This is a genomic window from Streptomyces sp. Tu6071 (assembly GCF_000213055.1).
GTDB classification, from domain to species: Bacteria; Actinomycetota; Actinomycetes; order Streptomycetales; family Streptomycetaceae; genus Streptomyces; species Streptomyces evansiae.
Window position 1 is genome coordinate 1,233,542 of the sequence record NZ_CM001165.1, and the last position, 25,864, is coordinate 1,259,405.

Genomic DNA, 25,864 nt, shown 5'->3' on the forward strand with positions numbered 1-25,864 from the left:
CGAGCCCGAACCGGGCGCGGGCCCGGGAGAGGCCGGGGTTCGGGGCTCAGAGGCGGGCCCGAGGGAGCCGATCCCCCGGCGCCCGCTCCCGGGCCTCAACCCGCCCCCGGCCTCAGCCCGCCACACCCCGCGCGCCCACCACTTCCCCCCCGTGCCCGCCAGACCCCTCCCCGCATCCCCCTAGACCCCGACCCCCGCGTCCCTCTGACCCCCGACGAGTTCGCCCGCCGAGCGCACCGCGTGCGTGAGGTGCGGCTCCAGCCGGGCGAGCGTCTCCGCACCGGCCCGGGGCAGCGGGCCGCCGTCGCGCCGCGTGAGGTGGAAGGTGTGCTCCTCGCCCGGCAGGAGGGTCAGCAGGTTGTCGTCGGCGAGGAGCGCCGCCGCGTCCAGGCCGAGCGGCACCGCGAGCCGGTCCGGGTGCACGCACACGTCGCGCAGCAGGCTCAGCGCGGTCACCGTCACCCGCAGCCCGTCCTCGTCCAGGGCGAGCCGGACCCGGCGGGCGGGCGCGGGCTGCCGCAGGAGCCGGTCCGGGCGGTACGTCCACACCGTGCGCCGCCCGTCCGTGTCGGCGACCAGGATCTCGGCCGCCGGGTCACCGGGAGCGGCGAGCGCCGGGTCGAGCGCGAGGTGCGTGAGGCCGTCCGGGGCGCAGTCGGCGCGCAGGCGGGTCGAGGCGAGGACCCGGCCGTCGAGCCCGAGCCTGCGGACATGGACCTCGGCGTGCCAGTGGGTGTCCGCGTCGTTGACGAGGGTCAGGCGCAGGCCCCCGGTGCCCGCCGGGTCGTGCGTCGGGCCGGGGCGCGGCGGCTGGATCGTGGCGAGGCGCGGCGCGAAGGAGTGGCGCAGCGCGTACCAGAGCGGTTTCTCGATGCCGGAGCTGTCGACGGCGGCCCAGCTGACGGCGGGCCAGCAGTCGTTGAGCTGCCACACGACGACTCCGGCGCCGCGCTCGCGCGAGCGCAGCCACTCGGTGCCCGCCGCGACGGCGCGGGCCTGGACGAGCTGGGTCGCCCAGTGCCAGTCGGCGCCGTCGGCGGGCGGCGGGAAGTGGGGCTGGAGGCCGCGCGTGAGCTTGTGCATGCCGTCGATGGCGCGCAGGTGGTGGCGGGTGCGCGGCGAGTCCGGGCCGGGTGTCTCGCCGTCGAGGACGCGCGTGAGGGTGGTCCAGGCGGGCGGGCCGCACCAGCCCATCTCGGAGACGTAGGCGGGGTCGTGGTCGCGGTAGTGCGCGTAGTCGGCCTCGTTCCACGGGGTCCACAGGTGGCTCGGACCGTGGCTGTCCGCCGCCGGGTCGCGGTCGATCGTCCCCGACCAGGGCGAGTTGGCGACGTACGGGCGGGTCGGGTCGAGGCGGGCGAGCACGCGGGGCAGGACGTCGAGGTAGTACGCGGCGCCCCAGCCCCGGTCGCCGGTCTGGTCGCTCCAGCCCCAGTGCCGGTGGCCGAGCACGGTCTCGTTGCCGCCGCACCACAGGGCGAGGCTCGGGTGCGCGGCCATGCGCGAGACGGCCTGTTCGGCCTCGCGCGTGACGAGGTCGGTCATCTCCTCGTCCTCGCAATAGGCGGCGCAGGCGAAGAGGAAGTCGTGCCACACGAGCAGGCCGCGCTCGTCGCAGCCGTCGAGGAACTCCTCGCTCGCGAAGTGGCCGCCGCCCCAGACGCGGAGCAGGTTGGCGTTGCCCGCGAGGGCCTGGTCGAGGCGGGTCGCGAGGCGTTCGGGCGTGACGCGGCTCGGGAAGGTGTCGTCGGGAATCCAGTTGTAGCCGCGCGTGCGCACGCGGCGCCCGTTGACGCGCAGGGCCCAGCGGGCGCCGAGCGCGTCGGGGTGCTCGTCGAGCGCGACCTCGCGGAGGCCGACGCGGACGGTCGCGCTGTCCAGGACCGTTTCCGCGTCGAGGAGTTCGGCGCGCAGGGTGTACAGCGGCTGGGCGCCGAGCCCGGTCGGCCACCACAGCGCGGGGTCGGTGACGTCGAGCGCGACGACCGCCTCGCCGTCCGCGACGGCGGCGGTGCCGTGCGCGGCCACGCTCCCGTCGGGGGCGGTGAGTTCGGCGCGTACGAGGGAGCCGTCCGGGGCGTCCGCGCGGACGTGCGCGGTGACGCGGGCGGCGCGGTGGCCGGGGGCGAGGGCCACGAGGGGGCGGACGTGGTCGATGCGCGCGGTGTACGTCTCCAGGCGCACCAGGCGCCAGATCCCGGCCGTGACGAAGTGGGGGCCCCAGTCCCAGCCGAAGTTCGCGGCGGCCTTGCGGACGTGTGCGTACGGCTCGTCGTAGGGGCTCGGGAGGGCGCCGTGGGCGCGTTCGTGGGCGCGGGCGGCCTCCCAGGCGGAGGAGAAGGTGATCTCGACGAGGTTGTCGCCCTCGGCGAGGAGCCGGTCGGCGCGCCAGCGGTGGACGAGGTGCTGGTCGCGGGCGGAGCCGAGGAGCCGTCCGTTGACGCGCACCTCGGCGACGGTGTCGAGCCCTTCGGCGACGAGGTCGGTACGGGCGCCGGGCACCGGGGTCCACTCGACGTGCCGGCGGTAGACCCAGCGGGAGTGCCCGACCCAGGTCTGGTCCCGCTCGCCGGTGCCGCGCTCGGGGTCGGCGAGGCAGCCGGTGGCGAGGAGCGCGGTGTGGACCTCGCCGGGGACCTGGGCGGGCAGCGTCGTGGCGCGGACGGCCTCGGGGGTGTCGGCGGGGCCGTCCTGCCAGCGCAGCTCCCAGGTCCCGCCGAGGTCGGCGCGGTGGACGGGACGGGCGGGGGCCGGGGCACGGGTGCGGGCCGGGGCGGCCTCGGCGGCCAGGGTGCGGGTCATCCCTTCACCGCCCCGGAGGTGAGGGCTTCCTGCATGCGGCGGCTGGCGAGCGCGTACGCGACGTAGACGGGCAGCAGCGTGAGCACGGTACCGGCGGTGAGGACGCCGAAGGCGGTGGAGTCGGAGATCAGCGTCGGCAGGGCGACCTGCGCGGTGCGCAGCTCGGGGTCCGTGCCGGTGATGGTGAGGGAGAACAAGTACTCGTTCCAGAAGGTGAGGAGCTGGAGGATCGTCACGCTGACGACCCCGGGCATCGCGATGGGGAGGAACACGTGGCGCAGCAGGCGCCGGTTCCCGGCGCCGTCGAGGGTCGCGGATTCGACGAGCGCGTGCGGGACGGTGCGCATGAACTGCGTGAGCAGCAGGACGGACAGGGGCAGGGCGCTCGCGGGGAGGAAGAGCATCTGGAACTCGCGGGTGTAGAAGAGTTCCAGCTTGATGGCGAGGATGACGGTCGGGATGAGCGCGGCGAACGGCGGGATGAGGAAGCCGAGCGAGAAGGTCCCGGTGATGAGCCGCGCCAGGCGGCCGTCCTGCCGGGCGAGCGCGTAGGCGGCCGGGACGGCGAGGCCGAGGGTCAGCGCGATGGCGACGCCGGAGACCAGTACGGAGTTGAGGAGCGCGGGGCCGAGCCGGGCGGTGCGCCACGCGGTGGAGAAGTTGCCCCACAGCCAGTCGCGGGGCAGCGCGAAGGGGCGCGTGAAGATCTCGATGTTGGTCTTGAGGGAGCTGACGAGCAGGTAGTAGAGGGGCGCGGCGAGCAGCAGCGCGTAGAGCCAGGAGAGCAGGCTCGCGAGCGGGGTACGGGCCCGGCGGCGGGCGCGGGCGCGCGGGGCGGGGGCCGGGCGCGCGGCGGGGGTTCCGGGGGCGGCCGGGGGCCGGGCGAGGGTCGGGGTGCGGGGTGGGGTCATCGGGTCTGCTCCCCGGGGTCGCGGTCGCGCAGGAGACGGTGGATCAGGAGCATCCCGGCGACGCCGAGGAGCAGGAGGACGACGCCGACGACCTGGCTGTAGCCGAGGTCGCTCTGCGCGAACGCCTTCTCGTAGACGAGGTAGGAGAGCGTCGTGGAGGAGGAGCCGGGGCCGCCCTTGGTGAGGAGCAGGACGAGCGCCGCCGAGGTGAACAGCGTCCAGAGGAACTGGAGCATCGTCAGCGTGCGGACGTAGTCCTTGACCATGGGGAAGGTGATCTGCCACATGACGCGGAAGGTCCCGGCGCCGTCGAGGCGCGCGGCCTCGACGACCTCGCCCGGCACGCTCGACAGGCGGGAGGCGAAGAGGACGGCGGTCCAGCCGATGCCGCGCCACAGGTCGATGGCGATGACGGCGGGCAGGGCGGTGCCCGGGTCGGCGAGCCAGGAGTGGGTGAGCGCGTCGAGGCCGGTCGCGCGCAGGAGGCCGTTGGCGCCGCCGTCCGGCGAGAGGACCCCGTAGAAGATCATGCCGGTCACGGAGATCGAGATGAGCCCCGGCGAGAAGTAGAGGACCGACAGGACGCGGTAGCCGCGTGGGCGCGTGCTCAGGTGGTGGCCCAGCATGAAGGCGAGCGGGATCATCACGGGGAGGACGACGGCGATCTGGACGGCGCTGTTGCGCAGCGCGTCGAGGAAGACGTCGTCGCCGAGGACGTGGCGGATGTTCTCGGTGCCGGTGTAGTGGGGCTCGTAGATGAGGCCCTTCCACTCCAGCGTGGCGATGACGAACATCGCGACGAGCGGGCCGACCGAGAAGACGGCGAACCACACGAGGGAGGGGACGGTGAGCCAGAGCAGGCGCGGGGAGTCGAGGGGGCCGCGGCGGCGGCCGGGGGCGAGGGGGGCCGCCGGGGGGCTGGTCGGTGACATGGTTCCTTCTCTTCGGGCGGGCGGGGCACCGCGCGGGCGGTGCCCCGGTGCGGCCGGCCGGGATCAGCCCTTGGTGGCGGTGTCGAGTCCGCTGCAGATCTCGCGGGGCGAGGAGGAGCCGTACGCGGCGGTGAGGACCTTGACGATGCGGTCGGAGGCCGAGCCGATGAAGACGTCGGGCACGGTCGCGTAGTCGACCTTCGCGTCCAGGTCGAGGGACTTCTTCAGGAGCGGGTCGGTGGCGGAGGCGCTGAAGTCCCCGGTGGTCGGCGGCAGGATGCTCGCGTCCTTGACGAAGCCGCCGATCGTGTCGTGGGCGTAGAAGCTCGTGACGAGCTTGCGGACCTTGTCGATCCGGCCGGACTCGGCGCCGTGCTTGGTGATCATGAAGCCGACGCCGGTGAAGCCCTGGAAGGCGGTGGGCTTGTCGAAGACGGCGCCCTCGGGGAGCGGGAGCCCGCCGAGTTCGGTGTGCTTCTCGACGCCGGTTCGGGAGGCGGCGGCCTCGGTGTACGCCCAGGAACCGGCGGACATCATCGCGGTCTTGCCCGCGAAGTAGGAGGCGTACATGGAGTCGGCGGTGAGCCCGGCGGCGTCGTCCACGAAGACGCCGCCGTCGCGGAGCTTCGTGAACAGCTCGATGCCCTTCATGACGGAGGGGGTCGCGCAGTAGCCGCCCTCCTTCATGACCTTCCGCATCGCGGCGGGCTCGGTGAAGGACTGCGCGAACTGGTAGAAGAGCTTCTGCCCGGTCCAGTCGTTGCCGCCCGCGGCGAGCGGGCCGATGCCCTTGGCGCGCAACTTCTCCGCGGCGGCGAGGAGTTCGTCGGTCGTCCGGGGGATCTCGCGCACCCCGGCCTTCTTGAGCAGGTCGGTGTTGTACCAGACGGGCCAGCTGAAACCCGAGTACGGCAGGCCCTGGGCCTCGCCGCCGTGCGTGGAGCCGACGCGCCACTCGTCGAGCGCGGCGGGCTTGATCCTGTCCTCCAGCCCCCACTCCTTGACGTACTTGTCGACGGGCACGGTGACCCCGGCGTCCTTCCACCCGAGGGTCTTGTCGTAGAGGTTGACGATGACGAGGTCGGGGGACTTCCCGGCGGCGACGGCGTTCTCGACCTGGTCGTCGACGTTCTCCAGTCCGTCGGTCGCCTTGATCTTGATGCCGGTCTTCTTGGTGAAGGCCGCGAAGGCGCGCTTCTGCGCGGCGGCGGCCGTGTTCCCCGAGGACCAGCGGGTGACGACGGAGAGGGTGTCGTCGTCGCCCGCGCCGCCCGTGCCGTCGCCGCCGGTGCCGCAGGAGGCGAGGGAGAGGCTGAGCGCCCCGGTGGCGAGCGCCGCCGCGAGGCGCGCGGCACGTGGCCTGCTGAGCTGCTGCATGAGAAGTCCTTTGTCGTACGGGCGTGTTGCCGCGCGGGCGGGTACGGAGGGAGCGCCTGCGGCGGGTGCGGGGGACCCTGCCGAGGGGGGGGTGGGCGCCGCCGCCCGGCGAGCGCCCGGGGACGGCCGTCCCCGGGCGCGGGAAGGTGGCCGGAAACCACCCGTCGTCGGGCCCGGCTCACAGAGTTCCGCACGCTTCCGGCCAAGTCAATAACTAAGATTACTAATCAATGAAAGTGCTTCCGAGCGGTGTGCGAGGCCCCGCCCCAGGGGGAGGCGCCTCAGCACCCGCAGCACGGGAAGGCGCCTCCGCGCCCGCACCCGCCCACCAACCGCCCGCGGCCCCCGGCCGCCTACAGTCCGCCGCGCACCACGAGGCGGACCGGCGCCGCCGTCTCCACGCGCGCCGCCCCGGGCTTGGGCCCGGCGGCCAGGGTCTCCAGCATCACGTCCGCGACGAGTTCGCCGAGTTCCTGCACGTCGTGGCTGACGGCGCTGAGCGGCGGCGCGGCGAGCTGGCACAGCGCCGAGTCGTCCCAGGCGACGAGCGCGACGTCGCCGGGGACGCCGATCCCGTGGCGCTGGGCGGCATGCAGGGCGCCGAGCGCCATGACGTCGTTGTCGAAGACGAGCGCGGTGGGCCGCTCGGCGGCCCGCAGCCGTACGAGCCGCTCGACGGCCTCGCGACCGGCCGCCTCGGAGTAGTCGCCGTCGAAACACGTGGTGCGGGCGCCGTGTTCGCGCGCGGCGGCGACGAAGGTCTCCCTGCGGATGATCGTGTGCGCCATCTCGGCGGGCCCGCGCACGTGCCCCAGCCGGTGGTGCCCGGCGGCGACGAGTTCCCCGACCACGTCGCGCATCGCCACGTCGTCCTGCGTCCACACGGCGGGCAGCCCGGCGGCCGTCTCCGGGTCGCCGATCACGACGGCGGGAAGCCCGAGGGAGCGGACGAGCCCGATCCGTTCGTCGCCCGGGAGCAGGTCGATGAGGATGACCCCGGCGACCTGGCCGAGCGCGGCCCAGGAGCGCATCCGCTCGGCGGCCTGCTCGACGGTGGCGACGACCTGGAGGAGCACGGGCATGCCGCGCGGGACGAGGACGCGCTCCATCCCGGCGATGAACTCGTGGAAGAAGGGCTCGCTGCCGAGCACTTCGGCGTCCCGGACGAGCGCGAGCCCCACAGCCCCGCCACCGGTTCCCTCACCGGGTCCGGGCCTCGCGGCCCCGCCGGGCGCCGCTCCGGTGCCCCTGCTCGGTGCCCCACTCATGCTGCCCTCCGGTTCGCCCGCGCCGTCGCCGGATAACGTAGTCGTCCGACAGCGTACGGCGAGACGAGAGGGCGGTGGGGCGTGGCCCGACGGGAGTCCTTGGCCACCGGTCCCGGCAGTCGCGCCCTGGTGGTGGACCTGATCCGCTCCTCCGGGCCGATCAGCCGGGTGGAACTGGTCAAGAGCACGGGGCTCACGCAGCCGACGATCTCCAACATCGTGCGCCGCCTCATCGAGGACGGCGTCGTGCGCGAGACCGGGGACACGGTGGCGACCCGGGGCAAGCCCCGCTCGCTGCTCGTCATCAACTCGCACGCGGCGTACGGGGTCGGCATCCACCTCGCCACGGACGCGCTGACGTGCGTGGTGACCGACACCCGGGGCGGCACGGTGGGGCGGCTCCTCGTCGCCGCGCCGCCCGCCGAGGACCCCGGGGCGGTGGCCGAGGCCCTCGCGGGCCTGTACCGGGACGTCGTCGCGGGGCTCGGGCTGCCCGCGCGCGGGATCGCGGGGCTCGCGGTCGTGGGCCCGGGGCCCGTGGACGTGGCGCAGGGCTCCTTCCTCGCCCTCCCGGGCCGCTCCCCCGCCCCCGGTCCCGCGCTCGCCCCGACGCTCGCCGCCGCGCTCGGCGTGCCCGTCCTCGTGGACAGCGACGCCTCGGCGGCGACGGTCGGGGAGTTCTGGGGGCGGCAGGTCTCGCGGGCCCGCACCTTCGGCTGCCTGTACATGAACTCGGGGATCGGCTCGGGCGTCGTGCTCGACGGGGCGCTGCACCGGGGCGCGAGCTCCAACGCGGGCAAGCTCGGGCACACCGCGGTCGTGCGCGGCGGGCGGGAGTGCCCGTGCGGCAGCCGGGGGTGCCTGGAGCAGTACGCGGCCCCGCGCGTCCTCGTGGAGCGCGCCCGCGCCCTGCCGGGACTCGCGCGGCGGCTGCGCATCGCGGAGGGCGATCCGGTGGACCGCGCCTTCGACGTGCTCGCGCGGGCGGCGCTCTACGGGGACGGGGCGGCCCGCGCACTCCTCGACGAGTCGGCGGAACTCCTCGCCGAGGCGGCGGTGACGCTCACCAACCTGTGGGACCTCGACACGCTCGTCCTCGCGGGGCCCGGCTTCGCCGTGGCGGGTTCCCTCTACGTGAGCGCGATCCGCGAGCGCCTTGCCGCCTCGGCGTTCACGCGCGAGGTGCACGAGGTGGCGGTGGACCTCTCCAGCAACCCCCGCGACGCGGCGGCGATCGGCGGAGCGGCGCTCGTCCTCCAGGGTTCGGTGGCACCGGGGCACGGGCCACGCGTACCGGGGCGGGAGTGAGGGGGTCCCAGCGGCCGGGCGCGGCACGGGAGTTGGTGTGCGGAATTTTTCGCGGCAGGAACATAGATTAATAATGTAACCAGGTGGTAAACAGGAGGACGTCCCTCCACGTCCCCCTGTCACCCCGGCCTCCACCGCCGGGCGCGCGGCCGTGTCCGCGCCGAGGAGCCCCCGCATGAGACACCCCACCCGCAGAAGAACCCGCCGGCTGCCGCGGCTCGTCCGCCTCGTCGCCTCGCTCGGCGTCCTCGCGCTCGTGCCCGCGCTGCTGCCCGCCGCCGGCGCCCACGCCGCCGAACCGGCGGGCCGCGTCCTGCACGTCGCCGTGAACGGCGACGACTCCCACGACGGCAGCGCCTCCGCCCCGTACCGCACCATCGACAAGGCCGCGCGGGTGGCGCGGCCCGGCGACACCGTCTCGGTGCACGCGGGCCTCTACCGCGAGACCGTGAAACCGGCGCGCGGCGGCAGCGACGAGCAGCATCGCATCACGTACACGAGCGCCGGGGACGGCGAGGTCGTGGTCAAGGGCTCCGAGGAGGTGAACTCCTGGACCCGCGCGAGCGGTGACGTGTGGAGCGTGAGCCTCCCCGACAGCTACTTCGGCGACTACAACCCGTACGCCACCGGCCAGCCGCAGGGCGGCGGCCAGACCTTCCCCGGCTACACGGCGGGCGACGTCTACTTCGAGGAGGACGCCTACGCCGAGCAGCCCGACCGGGGCAAGGTCGACTCCACGCCGCGCGGCTGGTTCGCCGAGGTCAGCGGCGGACGGACCACGATCTACGCGAACTTCGACGGCGCCGACCCGAACACGGGGCTCGCCGAGATCAACGTCCGCCGCCAGGTCTTCGCCCCCGACGCCTGGGGCCTCGGCTTCATCACCGTGCGCGGCTTCACCGTGATGCACGCCGCGAACACCTACTCGGACTTCCCCGACTCGCCCTCGCGGCGCCAGGCCGGCGCGATCAGCGTCAACGGCGGGCGCAAGTGGATCATCGAGCGGAACACGGTGCTCAACGCCCGTACGATCGGCATCGACATCGGCCTCGGCAGCGACGAGTGGGCGGGCAACCGGCCCGGCGAGACCCGGACCGACTTCCACGACACGAGCAAGTACGGCGAGCACATCGTCCGCGACAACTACCTGGCGCGCTGCGGGCAGTCGGGGATCGCGGGCGTCTTCTCGTGGAAGTCGCAGATCCTCTGGAACCGCATCGAGGACACCAACTACCGCAACGAGTTCAGCGGCGCGGAGACGGCACCGATCAAGGTGCACTACATGAACGACGGCCTCATCAAGGGCAACTTCGTCCGCAACTCGCAGGGCGGCAACTCGGCCGGGATCTGGACCGACTGGGGCAACCAGCACGTACGCATCACCGGCAACGTCGTGATGAACAGCCCCTGGGTTTACTACGCGGAGGCCGTGCACGGGCCGATCCTCGTGGACAACAACGTCTTCATCGGCAACAGCGACATCCGCACGCTCGACGCGACCGGCGTCGTCTTCGCGCACAACCTCTTCCTCGACAACAACAAGATCAACATCGACGGCGAGGGCCGCGACGCCTACTACTTCCAGCCCGGCACGATGAACGAGAGCACCGCGCTCACCTCGCCGCAGAAGTTCTTCTGGTTCAACAACCTCGTGCAGGACACCGCCCTGCCCACCGACGCGCCGAACAAGACGCACGTCAAGGACGGCAACGCCGAGGGCGCCCTGTCCGGCGTCGATTACACCGCGAACGAGGCCGGCCTCCAGCTCACCTTCGATCTGGACGCCTCCCGCCTGCCCGCGGCCACCCCGGTCACCGAGGCCCGCGTCGGCGCGATCCCGCGCGCGAACCAGGGCATCCCCGGGGACGTCACGACGGACTTCTTCGGCAAGCCGCTGGACACCGCGCACCTCCTGCCCGGTCCTTTCGCGGGCGCGCACGACGGCAGGAACACCGTGACCCTGTGGCCGCCGGCCGGGCAGACCGTCCCGGCCGTCCCCGCGCCGCGTCCCGGCACGCCCCGCAACCTCTCGCTCGGCAAGGACGCGAAGGCGAGCGCCTCGCACGAGGACGAGGACCTGACCGCCGACAAGGCGATCGACGGACGTCCCGCGACGCGCTGGTCCAGCAACAACAGCGGTGACGACCAGGCGTGGCTCGCTGTCGACCTCGGCGCCGCCTACGACCTCTCGCGCGTCTCGCTCTCCTGGGAGGCGGCCTACGCCGACTCCTACCGCGTCCAGGTCTCCGACGACGGCACGACGTGGCGGGACGCGGCAACCGTGACCGGGGGCCGCGGCGGCACCGAGACGGTCGCCGTCCGCGAACGCGCCCGGCACGTACGCATGCGCGGCATCACCCCGCACACCCCGTACGGCTACTCCCTCTACGAGTTCGCGGTCTACGGCTCGACGGGCACGACCGCCGCCAAGGGCCCCGTCCTCTACACCGACGGCGGCTACGCGGGCACCTCGGCGGTCCTCGCGCCCGGTGACCACGACCTGCCGGCCCTGCGCACGGCGGGCCTCGGCAACGACAGCGTCTCCTCGCTGCGCGTCCCGGACGGCTACACGGTCACCGCCTACGCGGACGCCGGATTCACCGGCACCCGCTGGGTCTTCACCGGGGACACGCCCGATCTCGTCGCCCTCGGCGCGAACGACAGGATCTCCTCGGTCCGCGTGAGCGGGGGTGCCGCCTAGCCCGCCCGGCCCCCGCGCGTGCGCGCGGCGGCGCGGTGGTTTCTCCGGACGCCCCCGAGGGCCCGGGAACCCGCCGCCGCGCCGCGCGCTACTCCTTCGTCGCTCCCGCGAGCATCCCGGAGACCAGGGTGCGCTGCGAGAAGAGGAAGAGGACGAGGACCGGGAGGATCGCCACGACGATCGCGAGCGACAGTTCGGGGATCGTGATGTTGAGGCCCGCGCCCGCGACGGGGTCGAAGCTCGGCGTCGAGGTGAGGAGCTGGTTGAGGCCCACCTGCACCGGGAACTGGTCGCTGTCCGGCAGCACGAGGTAGGGCAGGAAGAAATTGTTCCAGTTCCCCACGAAGCTGAAGAAGGCGACGAGCCCGACGACCGGCTTGGCGAGCGGCAGCGCGATCCTCGTGAAGAGCTGCCACTCGTTGCAGCCGTCCATGCGCGCCGCCGAGAGCAGGTCGCGCGGCAGGCTGCTGCCGAAGTAGATGTACACGAGGTACACGCCGAAGGGGTAGAACGAGAACGGCAGGATCACGGACCAGACCGTGCCGATGAGGTGGAAGCGGTTCAGCTCCAGGAAGACCGGGAGCACGAGCGTCGCCTGCGGCATGATCATCGTCACGAGGGTGACGGTCAGCAGCGTCTTGCGGCCCCTGAACCTGGTGAGCGCGAGCGCGTACCCGGCCGTGATGCTGACGGCGAGCGCCAGGATCAGCGAACCGCCGCTGTAGAGCGCCGAGTTCAGCAACCTGTGCGCCATGACGCCGTCCTGGAAGTCGAACAGGTGCTGCCAGGCGGTGCCGATCTGGCCGAAGGAGCCGAAGGAGAGCGGGTTGTCGTGCGTGATCTGCCCGGCCGTCTTGGACGGCGCGAGCAGCAGCCAGACGACCGGCAGCACGAAGAAGACCAGCAGCACCGCGAGGAGCGCGCCGATCACCGCGAACGAGAGGAACTTGGAGGGGCGGGCGCGCCGGCCGGTGCGGGCGGCGAGGGGGATCCCCCTGAACCCGCCCCCGCCCGCACCGAACACGCGCGGAAACGCCCCACCAAGCCTCACCCCCGCACTCCCCTGGCGGCCCGCGCCGCCCGGCGGCAGGACAGGACGACGAGGAGCGGCCACAACGCCTGGGCGAAGGTCAGGGCGCGCTCCGTGACGCCGGGGACCCATCCCGCGAGCAGTGAGCCGAGCAAGAGGACGGCGCCCGCCGCCATCGCCGCGGTCGCGCCCGCGCAGACCTGCGGGCGCAGCCCCCAGGGGGCGGGCGCGCGGGAGCGGTCGGCTGCCAGGACCGGCCAGAGGGCGAGCAGCACGAAGCCGGTGGTGGCGACGGTGCCGTGCCCGAGGTCCCCGCCCCGCAGCGGCGCGGGGACGAGCGTGAGACCCATCGCGGCGGCTCCCCCGCCCGCGAGCGCGAGGCGCCCGGCGCGCGCGGCCGGACGCAGCCCGGCGGCGATCGTCATGTAGCAGGCGCCGAGGGCGAGCAGGGCGGCGGTCATCAGCCAGTACCCGGGAGCGCCGTAGGCGGCGAGCACGCTGATGGTCGTGGTGGCGGGGTCGTACCCGGGCCCCTGGAGAGCCTCGGCGGCCGACCAGGCGCCGACCAGCAGCAGGGGGGCGCACACGGCGGCGAGCAGGGCCCACCCGGGAACGTGTCGCATGAGGGCACCCTAGATTTCGGCCGCCCGCCCGGCGGGGCACCACGCGGAGGGGGTGCGGCGGAACGGCGGTTCTCGCCACGAATCCGGACCCGTACGGGAATGACGCGGGCCCGCCCCGTCAGACGGCCCGGCTCGCACAGGGGGCACCCCCGTACGAGCCGGACACCCGCCGTCGGCCGTCCGGCGCACCGCCGTCAGAGGGCCCGCGCCGGATCGGCCGGTCCGGGCAGTCCGCCCGGGGGCACGGCGGCCGGGAAGCCGCTGTCGGCCCCCGCGCCCCGCGCCTCCCGGCCCTCGGGCTCCTCGCCTTCGGCGAGGAAGCCGCCCGACTGGTGCTGCCACAGCCTCGCGTACGTGCCCTCCGTGGCGAGGAGTTCCTCGTGGCTGCCCTGCTCGACGACCCTGCCCCGGTCGAGGACGACGAGGCGGTCCATGTCGGCCACGGTGCTCAGCCGGTGGGCGACGACGAGGGCCGTACGCCCTTCCATGAGCCGCCACAGGGCGTCCTGGACGAGGATCTCGCTCTCCGAGTCCAGCGCGCTCGTCGCCTCGTCGAGCAGGAGGACGGGGGCGTCGCGCAGGATGGCCCGTGCGAGCGCGACGCGCTGGCGCTGGCCGCCCGAGAGCTTGACCCCCCGCTCCCCCACCAGCGTCTCGAAGCCTTCGGAGAGCTGGTCGGCGAACTCGGTGACGTGCGCGGCCTCGGCCGCCGCGCGGACCTCCGCGTCGGTGGCGCCCGGCCGGGCGAAGGCGATGTTGTCGCGCAGGCTGCGGTGGAACATCGCGGGCTCCTGCGGTACGTAGGCGAGGAGCGAGCGCAGGTCCCGCTGGCGGAGCCGGCTGATGTCCTGACCGCCGATCAGGATGCGCCCGCCGTCGACGTCGGACATCCGCAGCAGGAGCCGGGTCAGCGTCGTCTTGCCGCCACCCGATCTGCCGACGAGCCCGATCCGCGCCCCGGCGGGCACGTCCAGGTCGAGACCCCGGAAGAGCGGCTTCGTGCCGGAGTGCGCGAAGTCCACCGCGTCGAAGCGGACGGAGGCGTCCTTCGGGGCGAGCGGTTCGGGCTCCGGTGGGTCGAGGACCGTGGCCGGTTCCAGGAGCAGTTCGGTGAACTGGGCGGCCTCGGTCACCGAGCTCTCGAGCCGCCGGTAGATCTGGTTGAAGTCGAACATGATCGCGCTGGCGTTGGAGAAGTACGTGAAGGCCACGATGATCTCCTCGACCCCCGCGTCCCCGCCGGAGAAGGCGATGGCCACGACCAGGCCGAGCACGTTCGTCAGCACGGACATGGGCGCGATGAGCGTGTCGACGCGCAGATTGCCGTAGTCCCACGAACGCAGCGTCAGGCGGCGGGACTCGGCGACCCGTTCGCGGTGCTCCCCGGCCTCCTTGTCCTCGGCGGCGAAGGCGCGGATGGTCTCCATGTTGGTGAGGCTGTCGGCGACGTGCCCGGAGACGCGGGCGATGGCCGCCTCGCGGTCGTTGACGATGCGTTGCCTGCGCCGGATCAGCGGGGTCGCCGCCGCGGCCGTGAGCGTGATCATCAGCACGAGGCCGACGACGAGCAGCGGCTCGTAGAGCCACAGCACCACCGCGCCGAAGAGCAGCGGCACGAGGTTGCCGAGGACGTTCCACATCATCGTGTCGACGACGTCCTCGAAGCGCTTGCCGTAGCTGAGGACGCGCTTGGTCAGGGAGCCCGCGAAGTTGTCGTGGAAGAACGCCGGGTCCTTGGCGAGGAGTTCGTCCATCCCCTGCACGTAGAGGCGTTCCATGCCGCGCGCCTCGACCCGGTTGAGGCAGTGGATCCCGATGCGCCACAGCACCTCGGCGACGAGCAGCGTCAGGCCGAAGCCGATGACGTAGGGCGCCGCCCCGCCGAGCGTGAGGCGGTGCTCCTCGGCGACCTGTCCGGCGAGCTTCGCGATCAGCAGCGGGCCGAGATAGCGGATGCCGATGTTGCCGAGAGCAGGCAGCAGGAGCGCGGGCAGCGCGAGGGAGCGCTGCCGTCGCAGTTCCAGGCCGTAGTGGCGCAGCGCCAGCAGGACGGCGCTCCTGCCCGGCGGCTTCGTCTCCTGGGTGTCCGTTGTTCCCATCTCACTCCCCGTCGTTCGGAAAGCGGAAGTCTCGCGTCGCGCAAGGTGCGCAGTCCAGGCATTTAACGCGGACCGGCGAGAACCAGACACCGGGGCGAGCGGGCGGGGGCCACCGGCGCGGCGACCCCCGCCCTTGCGCACGGTCAGAGGATCTCGATGTACGAGACCTTCGGGGGGCGGTTCGGGTAGGTGATGTCGGTCCAGCGGTTCACCCGTACGGAGTCGCCGTTGGCGTCGCTGTAGATGAGGTCGTTGTTGCCGGTGGAGATGCGGTCGACCCACCAGTTGCCGAAGGAGATCTTCCCCTTGTTGGCGTAGCAGTCGACGCTGTCCTTGCCGTTGAGGTGCGACCAGATCTTGAGGTAGTTCTCCCCGGCGCGGCAGGGGATGTGGTCGATGGCGTAGGCGTTGCCCGTGGGCAGCGTCGCCGCGAGCGCGGTCGCGGCGGCGAAGGCCACGACCGTGGAGCGCACGGCCTTCTTCGTCTTCTGGTTCACGTGGTCACCCGACTTCGGAAAGTAGCTGGATACAGCACCCGGGGGAACGAGGCGGCGCCTGACGCGGACACGGCGAGACACGGGTTCGGGAAGTCCCCCACAAGATCATCAAGCCGGTCCCCGCACCGCGCGGAGCGGTCGCGCCGCACGCACGGACCACCCGTGCTACCTTTTCAATACACAGTGACTCGTAAATGCGGGCGTGGATGCCCGCGCTCCGCCCGAGAGGGGCGGACCGTCGCCCGGAAGGGCGGAGAGGAGCAACGCGTCATGCGCGTTTTCGTGACAGGTGCGACCGGCTGGATCGGTTCGGCGACCGTGGACGAGCTGCTGCGGCATGCGTACGAGGTCGTCGGCCTCGCCCGCTCGGACAGTTCGGCGGCCTCGCTCGCCGCGAAGGGCGCCGAGGCGCTGCGCGGCGACCTCGACGACCTCGGCTCGCTGCGGCGCGGCGCCGCCGGGGCCGACGCCGTCGTCCACCTCGCCAACAAGCACGACTGGGCCGACCCGGAGGGCACCGACCGCGCCGAACGGCTCGCGGTCGAGGCGATGCTCGACGCGCTCGCGGGCTCGACGAAGCCCTTCGTGATCGCGAACGGTCTCTCGGGCATCGTCGAGGGCCGCCCGGCGCTCGAATCCGACGCCTCGCCCGCCGTGGGCCCCGACGCGGACCGCGGCGGTTCCGAGAACCTCGCCCTCGACGCCGAGTCGCGCGGCGTCCGCTCCCTCGCCGTGCGCTTCGCGCCGAGCGTGCACGGGCGCGGGGACTGGGGCTTCGTCAACTTCCTGACGGCGGCGGCGCGCGAGAACGGCGTCTCGGGCTACATCGGGGACGGCACGCAGGCGTGGTCGGCGGTGCACGTGAGCGACGCGGCCCGCCTCATCCGCCTCGGCCTGGAGTCCGCCCCGGCCGGCACCCGGCTGCACGCGGTCGCCGAACAGGCCGTCCCCACCAGGGCGATCGCCGAGGCCATCGGCGCCGCGCTCGGCCTCCCGGTCGTCTCCGTCGACCCCGAGGACGCGGAGAAGCACTTCGGTTTCGTCAGCCACTTCTTCGCCCGGACCCTGACGGCCGACAGCACCGCGACCCGCGACCTGCTGACCTGGGCCCCGAGCGGCCCGACGCTGCTGGAGGACATCGCGGCGGGGTCTTATACGGAGGCGTGAGAGGAGCGGCGGCCGACGGCGGGGCCCGTGGGGCCCGCCACGGCCGGGGCGGCGGGGACGTCGACGGACACCGCCGCGGCGCGCCGGCCGACCGGCAGCGCCCTGTCCCGCCCGGAGACCGGGCCGAACAAGGTACGTGCGACGTCTTCCAGGGTCCCGAGCAGCGGATTCGGGTCGTCGGCGCGCGTGACGAGCACGATCTCGCAGGGATCGGCGTCGACGACGGGCACCAGGGCGAGGTCCCGGCGCACGGCGGGGCGCCGGTCACCGGCGGGAAAGAGGGCGACGCAGTGGCCGGTGGCGACGAGTTCGAGCTTGTCCTCGTAGCTGTCGTCGCTCGTCGGCGGAGGCGGCGCCGGGCGATCGCCGACCGGCTTGGGCGCGCTCCAGACGACCGGGGTACTGGCACACGAGACCAGCTACTCGTCCGACAGAGCCCGCATGCTGACCGATTCCTCGTTCGCCAGAGGGTGACTCGTCGACGCGACGAGCACCCTCGGCTCCTCGTGGAGCGTGGTCACCCGGAAGCCGTCCACGGGAAACGCCAAGGGCCGGTAGGCGAAGAGGGCGTCCACCCGGCCCTCGGAGAGAGCGCGCGTGTCCCGCCAGTCGAGGTGCCGGGTGCGGACCTGGCCCTCGGGGTGCCTGCGGCGCAGTTCCTGCGTGCAGGCGGTGACGACCAGCCCTTCGGCGTGGCCGACGGTGACGGTACGGGGCCGCGCGGCGGCTCTGGCCGCACGAGCGGCGTGCTCGGCCTCGCCGAGCAGGGTCCGGGCCCGGGGGAGGAACGCCCGCCCCGCGCCGGTGAGGCTGCTGCCCTGCGGCGAACGGTCGAGAAGCCGGACACCGACCTGAGCCTCCAGTCGCTGGATCTGGCGGCTCAGCGACGGCTGCGCCAGGTGCAGCGCGGTGGCGGCCCGGCCGAAATTGCCGTACTCCGCCACGACCGTGAAATACCGCACGAGCCGCAGATCGAGGTCCATCCGGAAAGCGTACGTCGCACACCGTCATGCCTTTGGCGCATGGCGGCATACGGAAGAGGTCTTGGACACGGTCTGCCGGTGGCCGGTTGGCTGGAGGCATGAGCACTTACGACGGCAAGAAGATCGTGATCACTGGCGGAAGCAGCGGTATCGGCCTGGCTGCCGCCCGCCTGTTCGCGGACGGCGGGGCACACGTACTGATCACCGGCCGCACCCGGTCCACCCTGGACACCGCGCTGGAGCAGTTGGGGCACCGTGCGATCGGCGTCCGCAGCGACGCCGCGTCCCTGAAGGACATCAGGGCTCTGGCCGACACGGTGCGGGGGCGGTTCGGCGCGGTGGACGCGCTCTTCGTCAACGCCGGCATCACCGCGTCCGCGCCGTTCGGCGCGACGACGGAGGAGATGTACGACGCGCTGTTCGACACCAACACCAAGGGCCCGTACTTCACGGTGCAGGCGCTGGCACCGCTGTTGCGCGAGGGAAGCGGCGTGGTCCTCACCACGTCGGTGGTGAACGTCCTGGGCCTGGACGCGCTCAGTGCCTACTCGGCGAGCAAGGCCGCCCTGCGGTCGATGACACGCACCCTGGCCCGCGAGCTGCTGCCCCGCAAGGTGCGGGTCAATGCCGTGAGCCCCGGCCCGACCGACACGGGCGTCCTGGACCGCTCCGTACCCGCCGACGTCGCGGAGACGATGAAGGACGACTACCGGAGCACCATCCCGATGCGGCGGCTGGGGACGAGCGAGGAAGTGGCCGCGGCGGTGGCGTACTTGGCGTTCGGCGCGACCTTCTCGACGGGAGCGGAGTTCCCCGTCGACGGAGGTGCGTCGCAGCTCTAGGGGCGTCCCGTAGATCCCGTTGGACCCCTTGGACCCCTTGGACCCGGCCGACCCGGCGGACCCGGCCGACCCGGCCGACCGGGCCGCGACATCCTCACCGAGCCTTCCGGGCACCGGGTGGACGGGTCCCGGAGGGACGGGTCCCGGAGGGACGGGTCCGTGTCCGTCAGACGTACGGCTCCGCCCACCAGTCGGCCTCGTCCTCCTCCTCGTCCCGCTCGGGCTCCGCGCTCTCCAGCGCCGCCGCCGGGTCCTTCGCCGCCGTGCCGCGCGGCCACCAGTCCTCCGCGCCCGGCTCGGACTCGTACGCGTACCACGTGCCCTCGCGGTCCATACGGAGCTGACGGGTGCCGTCCGGGCTCGTGAGCCGGTTGTCGTGCGGGCGGTACGGGGGGTGTCCCGCCGCGAGGAGGAGGGAGCGGGCGCGGTCGAAGGGGCCCGCCGGGGGGTTCCACGCCGGGTCCTCCAGCGCGCGCAGCCCCGCCGCCCCCGCGCCGCGCCAGGCCGCGACGGCCCGGTGGAGCGCGCCCGGCTCGGCCCCGGCGGCGCGCGCGAGCCGCGTGTAGAGGGCGCGACCGGTGCCGGTGAGGCCCGTCCCCGGGTGCTCGGCGGCGAGGCGTACCGCGTCCTCCCACACCCCGTGGCCCGCGAGCGGGTCGGCGCCGGTGCGCAGGAGCGCGAGGGCGCGGGCGCCCGCGTCGCTCGCGAGGCGGTCCAGGGTGAGCGGATCGGGCACGGACGTCCCCGCCGGGTACGCCGGGGGCGGCTCCGTCGCCTCCGGTACGGGCAGAGGCGGCGGGAGCGGTCCGGGCTCGCGCCCGAACCACTCCGCCGCCTTCACGCCGGGAAGCGCGGTCGCGCCCGCGTCGCCCCGGGCCGCGAGACGCGCGTGCCTACGGCTCAGCTCGGCGGTGAAGGTCCCGGGGTCGCGCCCGCGCAGCAGGAGCAGCGCCTGCGGCTCCTCGGCGAGCAGCCCGGTGAGACGCAACGCGAGCGCGAGTCCGTGCTTGCACGGGCGTACGGGGTCGGGGCAGGCACAGTCGAGCACGGGCTCGCCCGGCCCGGGGAGCAGCCCCTCACCCTCCGCCGCCGCGAGCGCGCCGGGCAGGCCCCCGTCCAGGAGTACCGCGAGCCGGTCGGCGCGCGCGGCGCAGGCGTCGGTGAGGCGTTCCCAGGCGGGCTCGGGCACGTGGTGCGTGCGCAGGCTCACGCGGTACGGGCGGGCCCTGCCGCCCCGCACGTAGGCGAGGGCAGTACCGGGGGTGAGCGTGACGGTTCCGACCCTGCCCTCGCGCAGGTACTCCCGCGCCCGCGCGAGCCGTCCCGGCTCGGCGGCGAGCGCGGCCACGGCCCGCTCCCAGCCCTCCGACCAGGGCGTCCCGGGCGCACCGGCACCGGTCGCGGTGTCCGGACGGTACGTGCGGCGCGCCCCCGCGGGGGCGGCGGTCGGCGCGGCGGGGCGCGGCGGCCGGGCCGCCGCCTCGACCGGCGCCGAGTCGGGATCCCTGGCCGGTACCGGGGCGGGCCCGGGGCCGTGCGGGGTGCGAGGGGCGGGCGCGGGCTCGGGGGGCTCCGGTGCGGGCTGCCGGGCGCGGGCGTGGCGGAGGGCGGCGCGGGCGAGGTCGGCGGGGCGCGTGGCCGCGGCGGGCTCGGGACGGGGGCGCGGAGGTCCCGGTACGACGGCGGGCGCGGGCTCGTCGGTGGCGGCCCGGTCGGCGGGGACCGCGTCGTCGGGTGCGGGCGCCTCGCCGCTGGACAGACCCTTCTCGCCCCGGGACGTGGGCAGGCCGCCCTCGGACGCGGGCGACTCGTCGTCGGACGCGGACGTCTTGCCCTGGGACGCAGGCGTCTCGGCCTCGGACGCGGGCCTCTCGCCCGCGAACGCACGCCTCTCGCCCTCGGTGGCCGGCCCCTCGGTGCGGGCCGCCGCCGTTCCGTCGCCCCGTACGGCCGCCCCGCGCCTGCTGTCGCGCAGGGCGGCGCGGGCCGCGTCGGCCGGGCGGGGGCGGTCGGCGGAGGCCGCTGGGGCCTCCGGGGCCGCCTCGTCCCCGTAGCCGCCCGGCTCTCCCACGCGCCGCAGCCCCGCGCGCACGCGGTCGGCCGGGGTGTCGCCCGCTTCCGCGGCCTCTCTGCGCCGCGCCGCCGCCGCGCTCGCCGCGCGCCGGGCGCGGGCCCGTGCCGCCGGGCCCAGCGGGGCCGGACGCGGCGCCTGCCGGAGGGCGGCACGAGCAAGCGCGGCGGCGGAGGACTCGGCAGCGGAGGCGGCGTCCTCCTCCGTCCGGCCGACAGCGGCGTCCTCCACCGCCGGCCCGTCGGCGGCGGAGGCATCGGCGTCCGCCCCCGTCGCGGCGGCCCCGTACTCCTCGTCCTCCCGCTCCCCGTTCACGCGTCCCTCCGCAGGGAGACGAGCGAGGCGAGGTCGCGGTCGGTGAGTTCGGTGAAGGCGGGTTCGCCGCCGGTGCCGAGGACGGCGTCGGCGAGGGCCTGCTTACCGGCGACGAGGTCGGCGATGCGGTCCTCGACGGTGCCCTCGGCGAGGAGCCGGTGGACCTGGACGTGCCGGGTCTGGCCGATGCGGTGGGCGCGGTCCGTGGCCTGGTCCTCGACGGCCGGGTTCCACCAGCGGTCGTAGTGCACGACGTGCCCGGCGCGGGTGAGGTTGAGGCCCGTGCCCGCTGCCTTGAGGGAGAGGACGAGGACGGGCAGGGCGCCGCTCTGGAAGCGGTCCACGAGCTGGTCGCGCGCGTCGACGGGCGTGCCGCCGTGGAGGAGCCCGGCGGGGACGGCCTGCGCGGCGAGGTGCGCGGCGAGGAGCCGCGCCATGCGCACGTACTGCGTGAAGACGAGGACGGAGCCGTCCTCGGCGAGGATCGTGCCGAGGAGTTCGTCGAGCGCGTCGAGCTTCCCCGAGCGGCCGGGCAGGCGGGCCGTGTCGGGGTGTTCCTTGAGGTACTGCGCGGGGTGGTTGCAGATCTGCTTGAGCGAGGTGATGAGGCGCAGGACGAGGCCGCGCCTGCTCATGCCCTCGGCGGACTCGATCGCGGCGAGGGACTCGCGGACGACGGCCTCGTAGAGCCCGGCCTGCTCGGCGCCGAGAGCGACGGGGTGGTCCGTGACGGTCTTCGGGGGCAGCTCGGGGAGGATGCCCGGGTCCGTCTTGCGGCGGCGCAGGAGGAACGGCTTGAGAAGGCGGGCGAGGCGCTCGGCGGCCTCCGGGTTCTCCAGGTGCTCGCCGTTCTCGACGGCGCGGGCGTGCCGGGCGCGGAAGGCGGTGAGGGGGCCGAGGAGGCCGGGCGTGGTCCAGTCGAGGAGGGCCCACAGCTCGGAGAGGTTGTTCTCGACGGGGGTGCCCGTGACGGCGACGCGGGCGCGGGCGGGGACGGTGCGCAGGGCGCGCGCGGTCGCCGAGTGCGGGTTCTTGACCTGCTGGGCCTCGTCGGCGATGACGAGGCCGAAGTCCTGCTCGGCGAGCCGGGGCGCGGAGGAGCGGAGCGTCCCGTACGTCGTGAGGAGGAAGCCGCCGGACGGGGGCACGGGGTCGCGGCCCGCGCCGTGGAAGCGGCGCACGGGGGTGCCGGGGGCGAAGCGGTGGATCTCGCGCTCCCAGTTGCCGAGGAGGGAGGCGGGGCACACGACGAGCGTCGCCGCCTTGGGGGTCTCTTGGGCGCGGGTGAGGTGGAGGGCGATGACGGTGACGGTCTTGCCGAGGCCCATGTCGTCGGCGAGGACGCCGCCGAGACCGAGCGAGGTCATGAGGTCGAGCCAGCCGAGGCCCTGCTTCTGGTAGTCGCGGAGCGTCGCGCGCAGTCCGGGCGGCTCGGGGGCGGCAGGGACGCCCGCGAGGAGCCGGTCGCGGAGGGCCGCGAGGGCGCCCGTGGGGACGGCCGCGACGGTCTCGCCGTCGATCTCGGCGGTGCCGGTGAGCGCGAGGGAGAGCGCGTCGAGCGGGTCGAGGAGGCCGAGCTGGCGCTTGCGGGCGCGGCGGGCCAGCTCGGGGTCGATGCGGACCCACTGGTCGCGCAGGCGCACGACGGCGCGGTGCGATTCCGCGATGCGGTCCATCTCGGCGTCGGTCAGTTCCTCGTCGCCGAGCGCGAGCCGCCACTCGAAGCGGAGCAGCCCCGAGCTGTCGAGGAGGCCGGTGCCGTTCGCCGCCGAGCCGGGCGCGGAGTGCACGACGGCCGTCGCGGTGAGGTCGCGGGTCAGCTCGCGCGGCCAGTGCACGGCGACGCCCGCCGCGTCGAGCCGTGTCGCGGCGCGGCCGAGGAGGTCCTCCGTCTCGCTCTCGTCGAGGGCGAGGACGCCGGGCACGTCCAGCTCGGCGAGGCGTCCGAGCGGGGGCCACACGTGGGCGGCGCGGCGCAGGGCGAGCGCGGCCTCGACCTGTGCGGCGGGCCCGAAGGCGGGGTCGGCCTCGCCCTGCCACAGGGTGCTCGCGTCGGTCACGAGGGTCGGATCGGCGAGGCTGTGGACCTGGACGAGGACGGTCGAGCCGAGGCTGTGCGCCCCGCCGGGGCCCGCGTCGAAGACGGTGCGCGCGGAGAGGTCGAGGCGCAGTGAGACGCGCACGCCCGCGCCGGGCGCGACCGCCGCCTCGGCGGCCCAGTCCCTGGCCCCGGGGAGTGCAGTCGCCTTCGTCGCGGCGAACGGGACGCCGTGCGCGTACGGGGCCGCGGGCGTGCGGGGCAGGGTGTCGGCGACCGCGTCGAGCAGCGCCCGCACCAGGGCCGCCGGTTCGGGCAGGCGCAGCGGGCCCGTCCCCGGCAGGGGCACCGCGCAGCCCTCGACGGGGAGCGCGGCGGCGAGCGCGCGGGCCTGCGCGGTCTGGCGGCGTCGAGCGGTCCCGCGCGCCAGGTGTCGAGGTTGCCGGGGGCGAGCGCGGGGCGCAGCCTGCCGCGCGCCACGAGCCGCAGCGCGAGCCGCACCGCGCCCGCCCAGCACGCGGCGGCCGGGTGCGCGCCCGGCTCGGGGGCGGCGAGGAGCACGGGGAGCGCTTCGGCGAGCGGGAGGCGCAGGGCGGGGACTTCGACGCGGCGGGGGCGTCCGTCGGCGCGCGGTCGGACGACGGTGAGGGTGTCCCCCGCGCCGGGGATCGGCTCCCCGGCCGGGTCCCACCAGGCGAAGGCGCCCGCGCGGGGCAGCTCGGCGGGCAGGAAGACCGGGGCGAGGTGGTGGAGGCGGGGCGGGGTGTGCGTGGTCATCGCGGGCGCCTCGCGGCCGTACGGATTCCCCGGACCGCGGCGGGAGGCCGGGAGGCGGCGCCCGCCCCGGCGTGGCGGACCGGCGAGGACCGAGGGGGCCGGAGGGTGGCGTCGCGGTGGGCGGGGCACCGGTGCGTACCACTGCCGCGCATGCGGACCACTCCTTCCCGCGCTCGTCCCGCGGCCCTCACCCCGGTGGCGCGGCCGTGTGCGGCCCCGTCGGCGAGGCCGTGTCCGACTCTACGGGGCGGGGCTGACAATCCGGGCCGTGCGGCGGATCGGCGCTGGTCAGGGCGTTGTCGCGGAGACGACGTAGACGATCGGGTGCTGGGGGTCCGTGCGGTCGACCGTGATGTCCTGGCTCGGGCGCGGGTCGTCCTGCTTGTGGCGCAGGCCCGTCCAGTGCACCGCCGGGTCGAAGCTCCAGCGGGTGATGTCGCGGTCGCGCTTCTTGATCGTGACGCCGTCGTCGAGGTCGGCGCGGGTCTTGCCGAGGGTGTGGAGGAACTTCGTCAGTCCCTTGTGGGTCGTGCGGAACTGGGTGTAGAGGCGGCTGGCCTTCCAGTTGTTCGTCTCGTAGTACGCGACGAACGACGACTTGGGCGGGATGTCGACCTCGTAGATGCGCCGTTGCACCTTCGAGGGCCAGCCCGCGCTCAGGCCCGTCGCCGAGTACTTGTTCTCCTTGTCGCGCCCGGAGTCGCGGCTCTGCGAGGCGGAGACGAGGAGGTATCCGGCGGGCACGCCGATGAGCAGCACGATGATGAGGAGCGTCAGGGAGCGGCGGCGGATCATGTGGCCGCGGGGCTCCGCGCGCGTCGCCCGCAACGGTCCCGGCTGCTGGGGAAGGCTCTGCCGGCCGAGGCTCACGCGCGGTCCTCCCCGTTGGGGACGCCGGATGCCTGTGCGTACCGCTCGTACCGCTCGACGCGGCGGCGGTTGGCGCGGCGGAAGCGGCGGGCGACGAGCCGGGCGAGGTCGGCCGCCCCGACCATCCCGGCCTCGGGCCCGAGCTGCGCCTTGGCGATCCTGGCCTGGGGGCGGTAGCCGCGCCCGGTGAGGTGACGGCGGAAGGCGTCCGTGGCCGGGTCGATGAGGAGGTCGTCCGCCGCGCTGACGCCGCCGCCGATGACGAAGCAGGACGGGTCGAGCGCGGCGGCGAGGTTCGCGATGCCGACGCCGAGCCACTGCCCGATGTCCTGGAGCAGTTCGACGCACATCGCGTCGCCCGAGCGGGCCAGCTCGGTGATGAGCGGCCCGGTGATGTCGTTGATGTTGCCGCCGACGCGGTCGATGATGCCGTGCGCGACGGGCGAGTCGGCGGCGGCCAGCTCGCGGGCCTCGCGCACGAGCGCGTTGCCCGAGCTGTACTGCTCCCAGCAGCCCCTGTTCCCGCAGGGGCAGCGGTGGCCGCCGGGCACGACCTGCATGTGCCCGAACTCGCCCGCGACCCCGAACTGGCCGCGCTTGACCCTGCCGTCCTCCAGGATGGCGCCGCCGATGCCGGTGCCGAGCGTGATCATCACGAGGTGGTCCTCGCCGCGCCCCGCGCCGAAGCGCCACTCCGCCCACGCGGCGGCGTTCGCGTCGTTGTCGACCATGACGGGGACCGCGAGGCGGCCCGAGAGGCGGTCGCGCAGCGGCTCGTTGCGCCAGGCGAGGTGCGGGGCGAACAGGACCCGGTTGCGCTCCGCGTCGACCCAGCCCGCCGCGCCGATGCCGACCGCGTGCACGTCGTGCCGGTCGGAGAGGTCGAGGACCAGCTCGACGATCGTGTCCTCGACGACCTTCGGGCTCTTCGACTTGTCGGGCGTCTCGGTGCGGAGCGTCTCCAGGATGTGGCCGTCCGCGTCCACGACTCCGGCCATGACCTTGGTGCCGCCGATGTCGATGCCGACCGTGGGGACACGCGGGGCGCTGAGGTGGGAGCGCCGTTCGCGGGTGCCCACGGTGCGCGTACGCAGGACGGTGGCGCGGGCGGCGCCGCGGTACGTGCTCATCGGGTCCCTGCTCGGTCGGGGGCGCGGCACTCGGCCGGGGCGGGCGGGTACCCACCGGGGCCGATTGTGCCATTCCGGGGGGCCGGGTGGGGTCCCGGCGTGGGTACGGCCGGGACCGGGCCC

At 74.5% G+C, this 25,864-nt stretch carries 16 protein-coding genes and 2 pseudogenes; 4 read left to right on the top strand and 14 right to left on the bottom strand.

The window, feature by feature from the left end; genetic code table 11:
- Nucleotides 1-180: 180 nt before the first annotated feature.
- The 5 genes from STTU_RS05130 to STTU_RS05150 form a co-directional block, all read right to left on the bottom strand.
- Nucleotides 181-2,802: a glycoside hydrolase family 2 protein gene (locus STTU_RS05130; RefSeq protein ID WP_063894601.1), complete on the bottom strand. Its 2,622-nt coding sequence runs from the start codon at nt 2,800-2,802 to the stop codon at nt 181-183.
- Nucleotides 2,799-3,713, bottom strand: a complete 915-nt coding sequence (locus tag STTU_RS05135) for a carbohydrate ABC transporter permease (RefSeq protein WP_007820472.1) — start codon at nt 3,711-3,713, stop codon at nt 2,799-2,801. The genes STTU_RS05130 and STTU_RS05135 overlap by 4 nt, the downstream gene beginning before the upstream one ends.
- Nucleotides 3,710-4,645: a carbohydrate ABC transporter permease gene (locus tag STTU_RS05140; protein WP_043254212.1), complete on the bottom strand. Its 936-nt coding sequence runs from the start codon at nt 4,643-4,645 to the stop codon at nt 3,710-3,712. The genes STTU_RS05135 and STTU_RS05140 overlap by 4 nt, the downstream gene beginning before the upstream one ends.
- Nucleotides 4,646-4,708: 63 nt before the next feature.
- Entirely contained in the window at nt 4,709-6,022 is a 1,314-nt protein-coding gene (locus STTU_RS05145; RefSeq protein ID WP_043254214.1) for an ABC transporter substrate-binding protein, read from the bottom strand.
- 353 nt (nt 6,023-6,375) lie between these two features.
- A complete protein-coding gene (locus STTU_RS05150) occupies nt 6,376-7,290 on the bottom strand; it encodes a LacI family DNA-binding transcriptional regulator (protein WP_234019157.1) in 915 nt (304 codons plus the stop codon).
- Between the two features lie 99 nt (nt 7,291-7,389).
- Here STTU_RS05150 and STTU_RS05155 point away from each other — a divergent pair, with 99 nt between their 5' ends.
- Both STTU_RS05155 and STTU_RS05160 read left to right on the top strand, forming a co-directional pair.
- Nucleotides 7,390-8,598, top strand: coding sequence for an ROK family transcriptional regulator (locus STTU_RS05155; RefSeq protein ID WP_234019158.1), 1,209 nt, complete (start codon nt 7,390-7,392; stop codon nt 8,596-8,598).
- A gap of 175 nt (nt 8,599-8,773) precedes the next feature.
- A complete protein-coding gene (locus STTU_RS05160; RefSeq protein WP_007820477.1) occupies nt 8,774-11,299 on the top strand; it encodes a discoidin domain-containing protein in 2,526 nt (841 codons plus the stop codon).
- Between the two features lie 88 nt (nt 11,300-11,387).
- On the opposite strand, the gene STTU_RS05165 is transcribed toward STTU_RS05160, so the two are convergent.
- From STTU_RS05165 to STTU_RS05180, 4 genes are all read right to left on the bottom strand, one after another.
- Entirely contained in the window at nt 11,388-12,230 is an 843-nt protein-coding gene (locus STTU_RS05165) for a carbohydrate ABC transporter permease (RefSeq protein ID WP_234019159.1), read from the bottom strand.
- 116 nt (nt 12,231-12,346) lie between these two features.
- Entirely contained in the window at nt 12,347-12,952 is a 606-nt protein-coding gene (locus STTU_RS05170; protein WP_007820479.1) for a DUF998 domain-containing protein, read from the bottom strand.
- Nucleotides 12,953-13,146: 194 nt separating this feature from the next.
- Nucleotides 13,147-15,051: an ABC transporter ATP-binding protein gene (locus STTU_RS05175; protein WP_007820481.1), complete on the bottom strand. Its 1,905-nt coding sequence runs from the start codon at nt 15,049-15,051 to the stop codon at nt 13,147-13,149.
- Between the two features lie 143 nt (nt 15,052-15,194).
- Nucleotides 15,195-15,548, bottom strand: coding sequence for a beta/gamma crystallin domain-containing protein (locus STTU_RS05180; protein ID WP_007820482.1), 354 nt, complete (start codon nt 15,546-15,548; stop codon nt 15,195-15,197).
- 270 nt (nt 15,549-15,818) lie between these two features.
- Between STTU_RS05180 and STTU_RS05185 the strand changes: the two genes are divergently transcribed.
- On the top strand, nt 15,819-16,715 hold the full coding sequence (locus tag STTU_RS05185; RefSeq protein ID WP_007820483.1) for an SDR family oxidoreductase: 897 nt from the start codon (nt 15,819-15,821) through the stop codon (nt 16,713-16,715).
- On the opposite strand, the pseudogene STTU_RS05190 reads toward STTU_RS05185, so the two are convergent.
- Nucleotides 16,700-17,698: pseudogene (locus STTU_RS05190) on the bottom strand (LysR family transcriptional regulator). The gene STTU_RS05185 and the pseudogene STTU_RS05190 sit on opposite strands and share 16 nt — an antisense overlap.
- Nucleotides 17,699-17,796: 98 nt before the next feature.
- Between STTU_RS05190 and STTU_RS05195 the strand changes: the two are divergent.
- Nucleotides 17,797-18,540: an SDR family oxidoreductase gene (locus tag STTU_RS05195; RefSeq protein WP_007820485.1), complete on the top strand. Its 744-nt coding sequence runs from the start codon at nt 17,797-17,799 to the stop codon at nt 18,538-18,540.
- Nucleotides 18,541-18,706: 166 nt separating this feature from the next.
- Here the strand turns inward: STTU_RS05195 and STTU_RS05200 are convergent, their stop codons facing one another.
- The 4 genes and pseudogenes from STTU_RS05200 to STTU_RS05215 all read right to left on the bottom strand — a co-directional run bounded on the left by STTU_RS05200 (nt 18,707) and on the right by STTU_RS05215 (nt 25,741).
- A complete protein-coding gene (locus STTU_RS05200; protein WP_052862327.1) occupies nt 18,707-20,926 on the bottom strand; it encodes a hypothetical protein in 2,220 nt (739 codons plus the stop codon).
- Nucleotides 20,923-23,741 (bottom strand): annotated as a pseudogene (locus STTU_RS05205) (DEAD/DEAH box helicase). The gene STTU_RS05200 and the pseudogene STTU_RS05205 overlap by 4 nt, the downstream one beginning before the upstream one ends.
- A gap of 288 nt (nt 23,742-24,029) precedes the next feature.
- Nucleotides 24,030-24,536: a hypothetical protein gene (locus tag STTU_RS05210; RefSeq protein WP_007820488.1), complete on the bottom strand. Its 507-nt coding sequence runs from the start codon at nt 24,534-24,536 to the stop codon at nt 24,030-24,032.
- A 71-nt stretch (nt 24,537-24,607) separates the two neighbouring features.
- The gene (locus STTU_RS05215) at nt 24,608-25,741 is read right to left on the bottom strand and encodes an ROK family glucokinase (protein ID WP_007820489.1); all 1,134 of its coding nucleotides are present in this window, start codon (nt 25,739-25,741) and stop codon (nt 24,608-24,610) included.
- Nucleotides 25,742-25,864 lie beyond the last annotated feature (123 nt).

Excerpts from the sequence above, each read along its gene's own strand:
- STTU_RS05130 (WP_063894601.1), bottom strand. The coding sequence starts at position 2,802 with ATGACCCGCACCCTGGCCGCCGAGGCCGCCCCGGCCCGCACCCGTGCC.
- STTU_RS05135 (WP_007820472.1), bottom strand. The coding sequence starts at position 3,713 with ATGACCCCACCCCGCACCCCGACCCTCGCCCGGCCCCCGGCCGCCCCC.
- STTU_RS05140 (WP_043254212.1), bottom strand. The coding sequence starts at position 4,645 with ATGTCACCGACCAGCCCCCCGGCGGCCCCCCTCGCCCCCGGCCGCCGC.
- STTU_RS05145 (WP_043254214.1), bottom strand. The coding sequence starts at position 6,022 with ATGCAGCAGCTCAGCAGGCCACGTGCCGCGCGCCTCGCGGCGGCGCTC.
- STTU_RS05150 (WP_234019157.1), bottom strand. The coding sequence starts at position 7,290 with ATGAGTGGGGCACCGAGCAGGGGCACCGGAGCGGCGCCCGGCGGGGCC.
- STTU_RS05160 (WP_007820477.1), top strand. The coding sequence starts at position 8,774 with ATGAGACACCCCACCCGCAGAAGAACCCGCCGGCTGCCGCGGCTCGTC.
- STTU_RS05170 (WP_007820479.1), bottom strand. The coding sequence starts at position 12,952 with ATGCGACACGTTCCCGGGTGGGCCCTGCTCGCCGCCGTGTGCGCCCCC.
- STTU_RS05175 (WP_007820481.1), bottom strand. The coding sequence starts at position 15,051 with ATGGGAACAACGGACACCCAGGAGACGAAGCCGCCGGGCAGGAGCGCC.
- STTU_RS05185 (WP_007820483.1), top strand. The coding sequence starts at position 15,819 with ATGCGCGTTTTCGTGACAGGTGCGACCGGCTGGATCGGTTCGGCGACC.
- STTU_RS05195 (WP_007820485.1), top strand. The coding sequence starts at position 17,797 with ATGAGCACTTACGACGGCAAGAAGATCGTGATCACTGGCGGAAGCAGC.
- STTU_RS05210 (WP_007820488.1), bottom strand. The coding sequence starts at position 24,536 with ATGATCCGCCGCCGCTCCCTGACGCTCCTCATCATCGTGCTGCTCATC.
- STTU_RS05215 (WP_007820489.1), bottom strand. The coding sequence starts at position 25,741 with ATGAGCACGTACCGCGGCGCCGCCCGCGCCACCGTCCTGCGTACGCGC.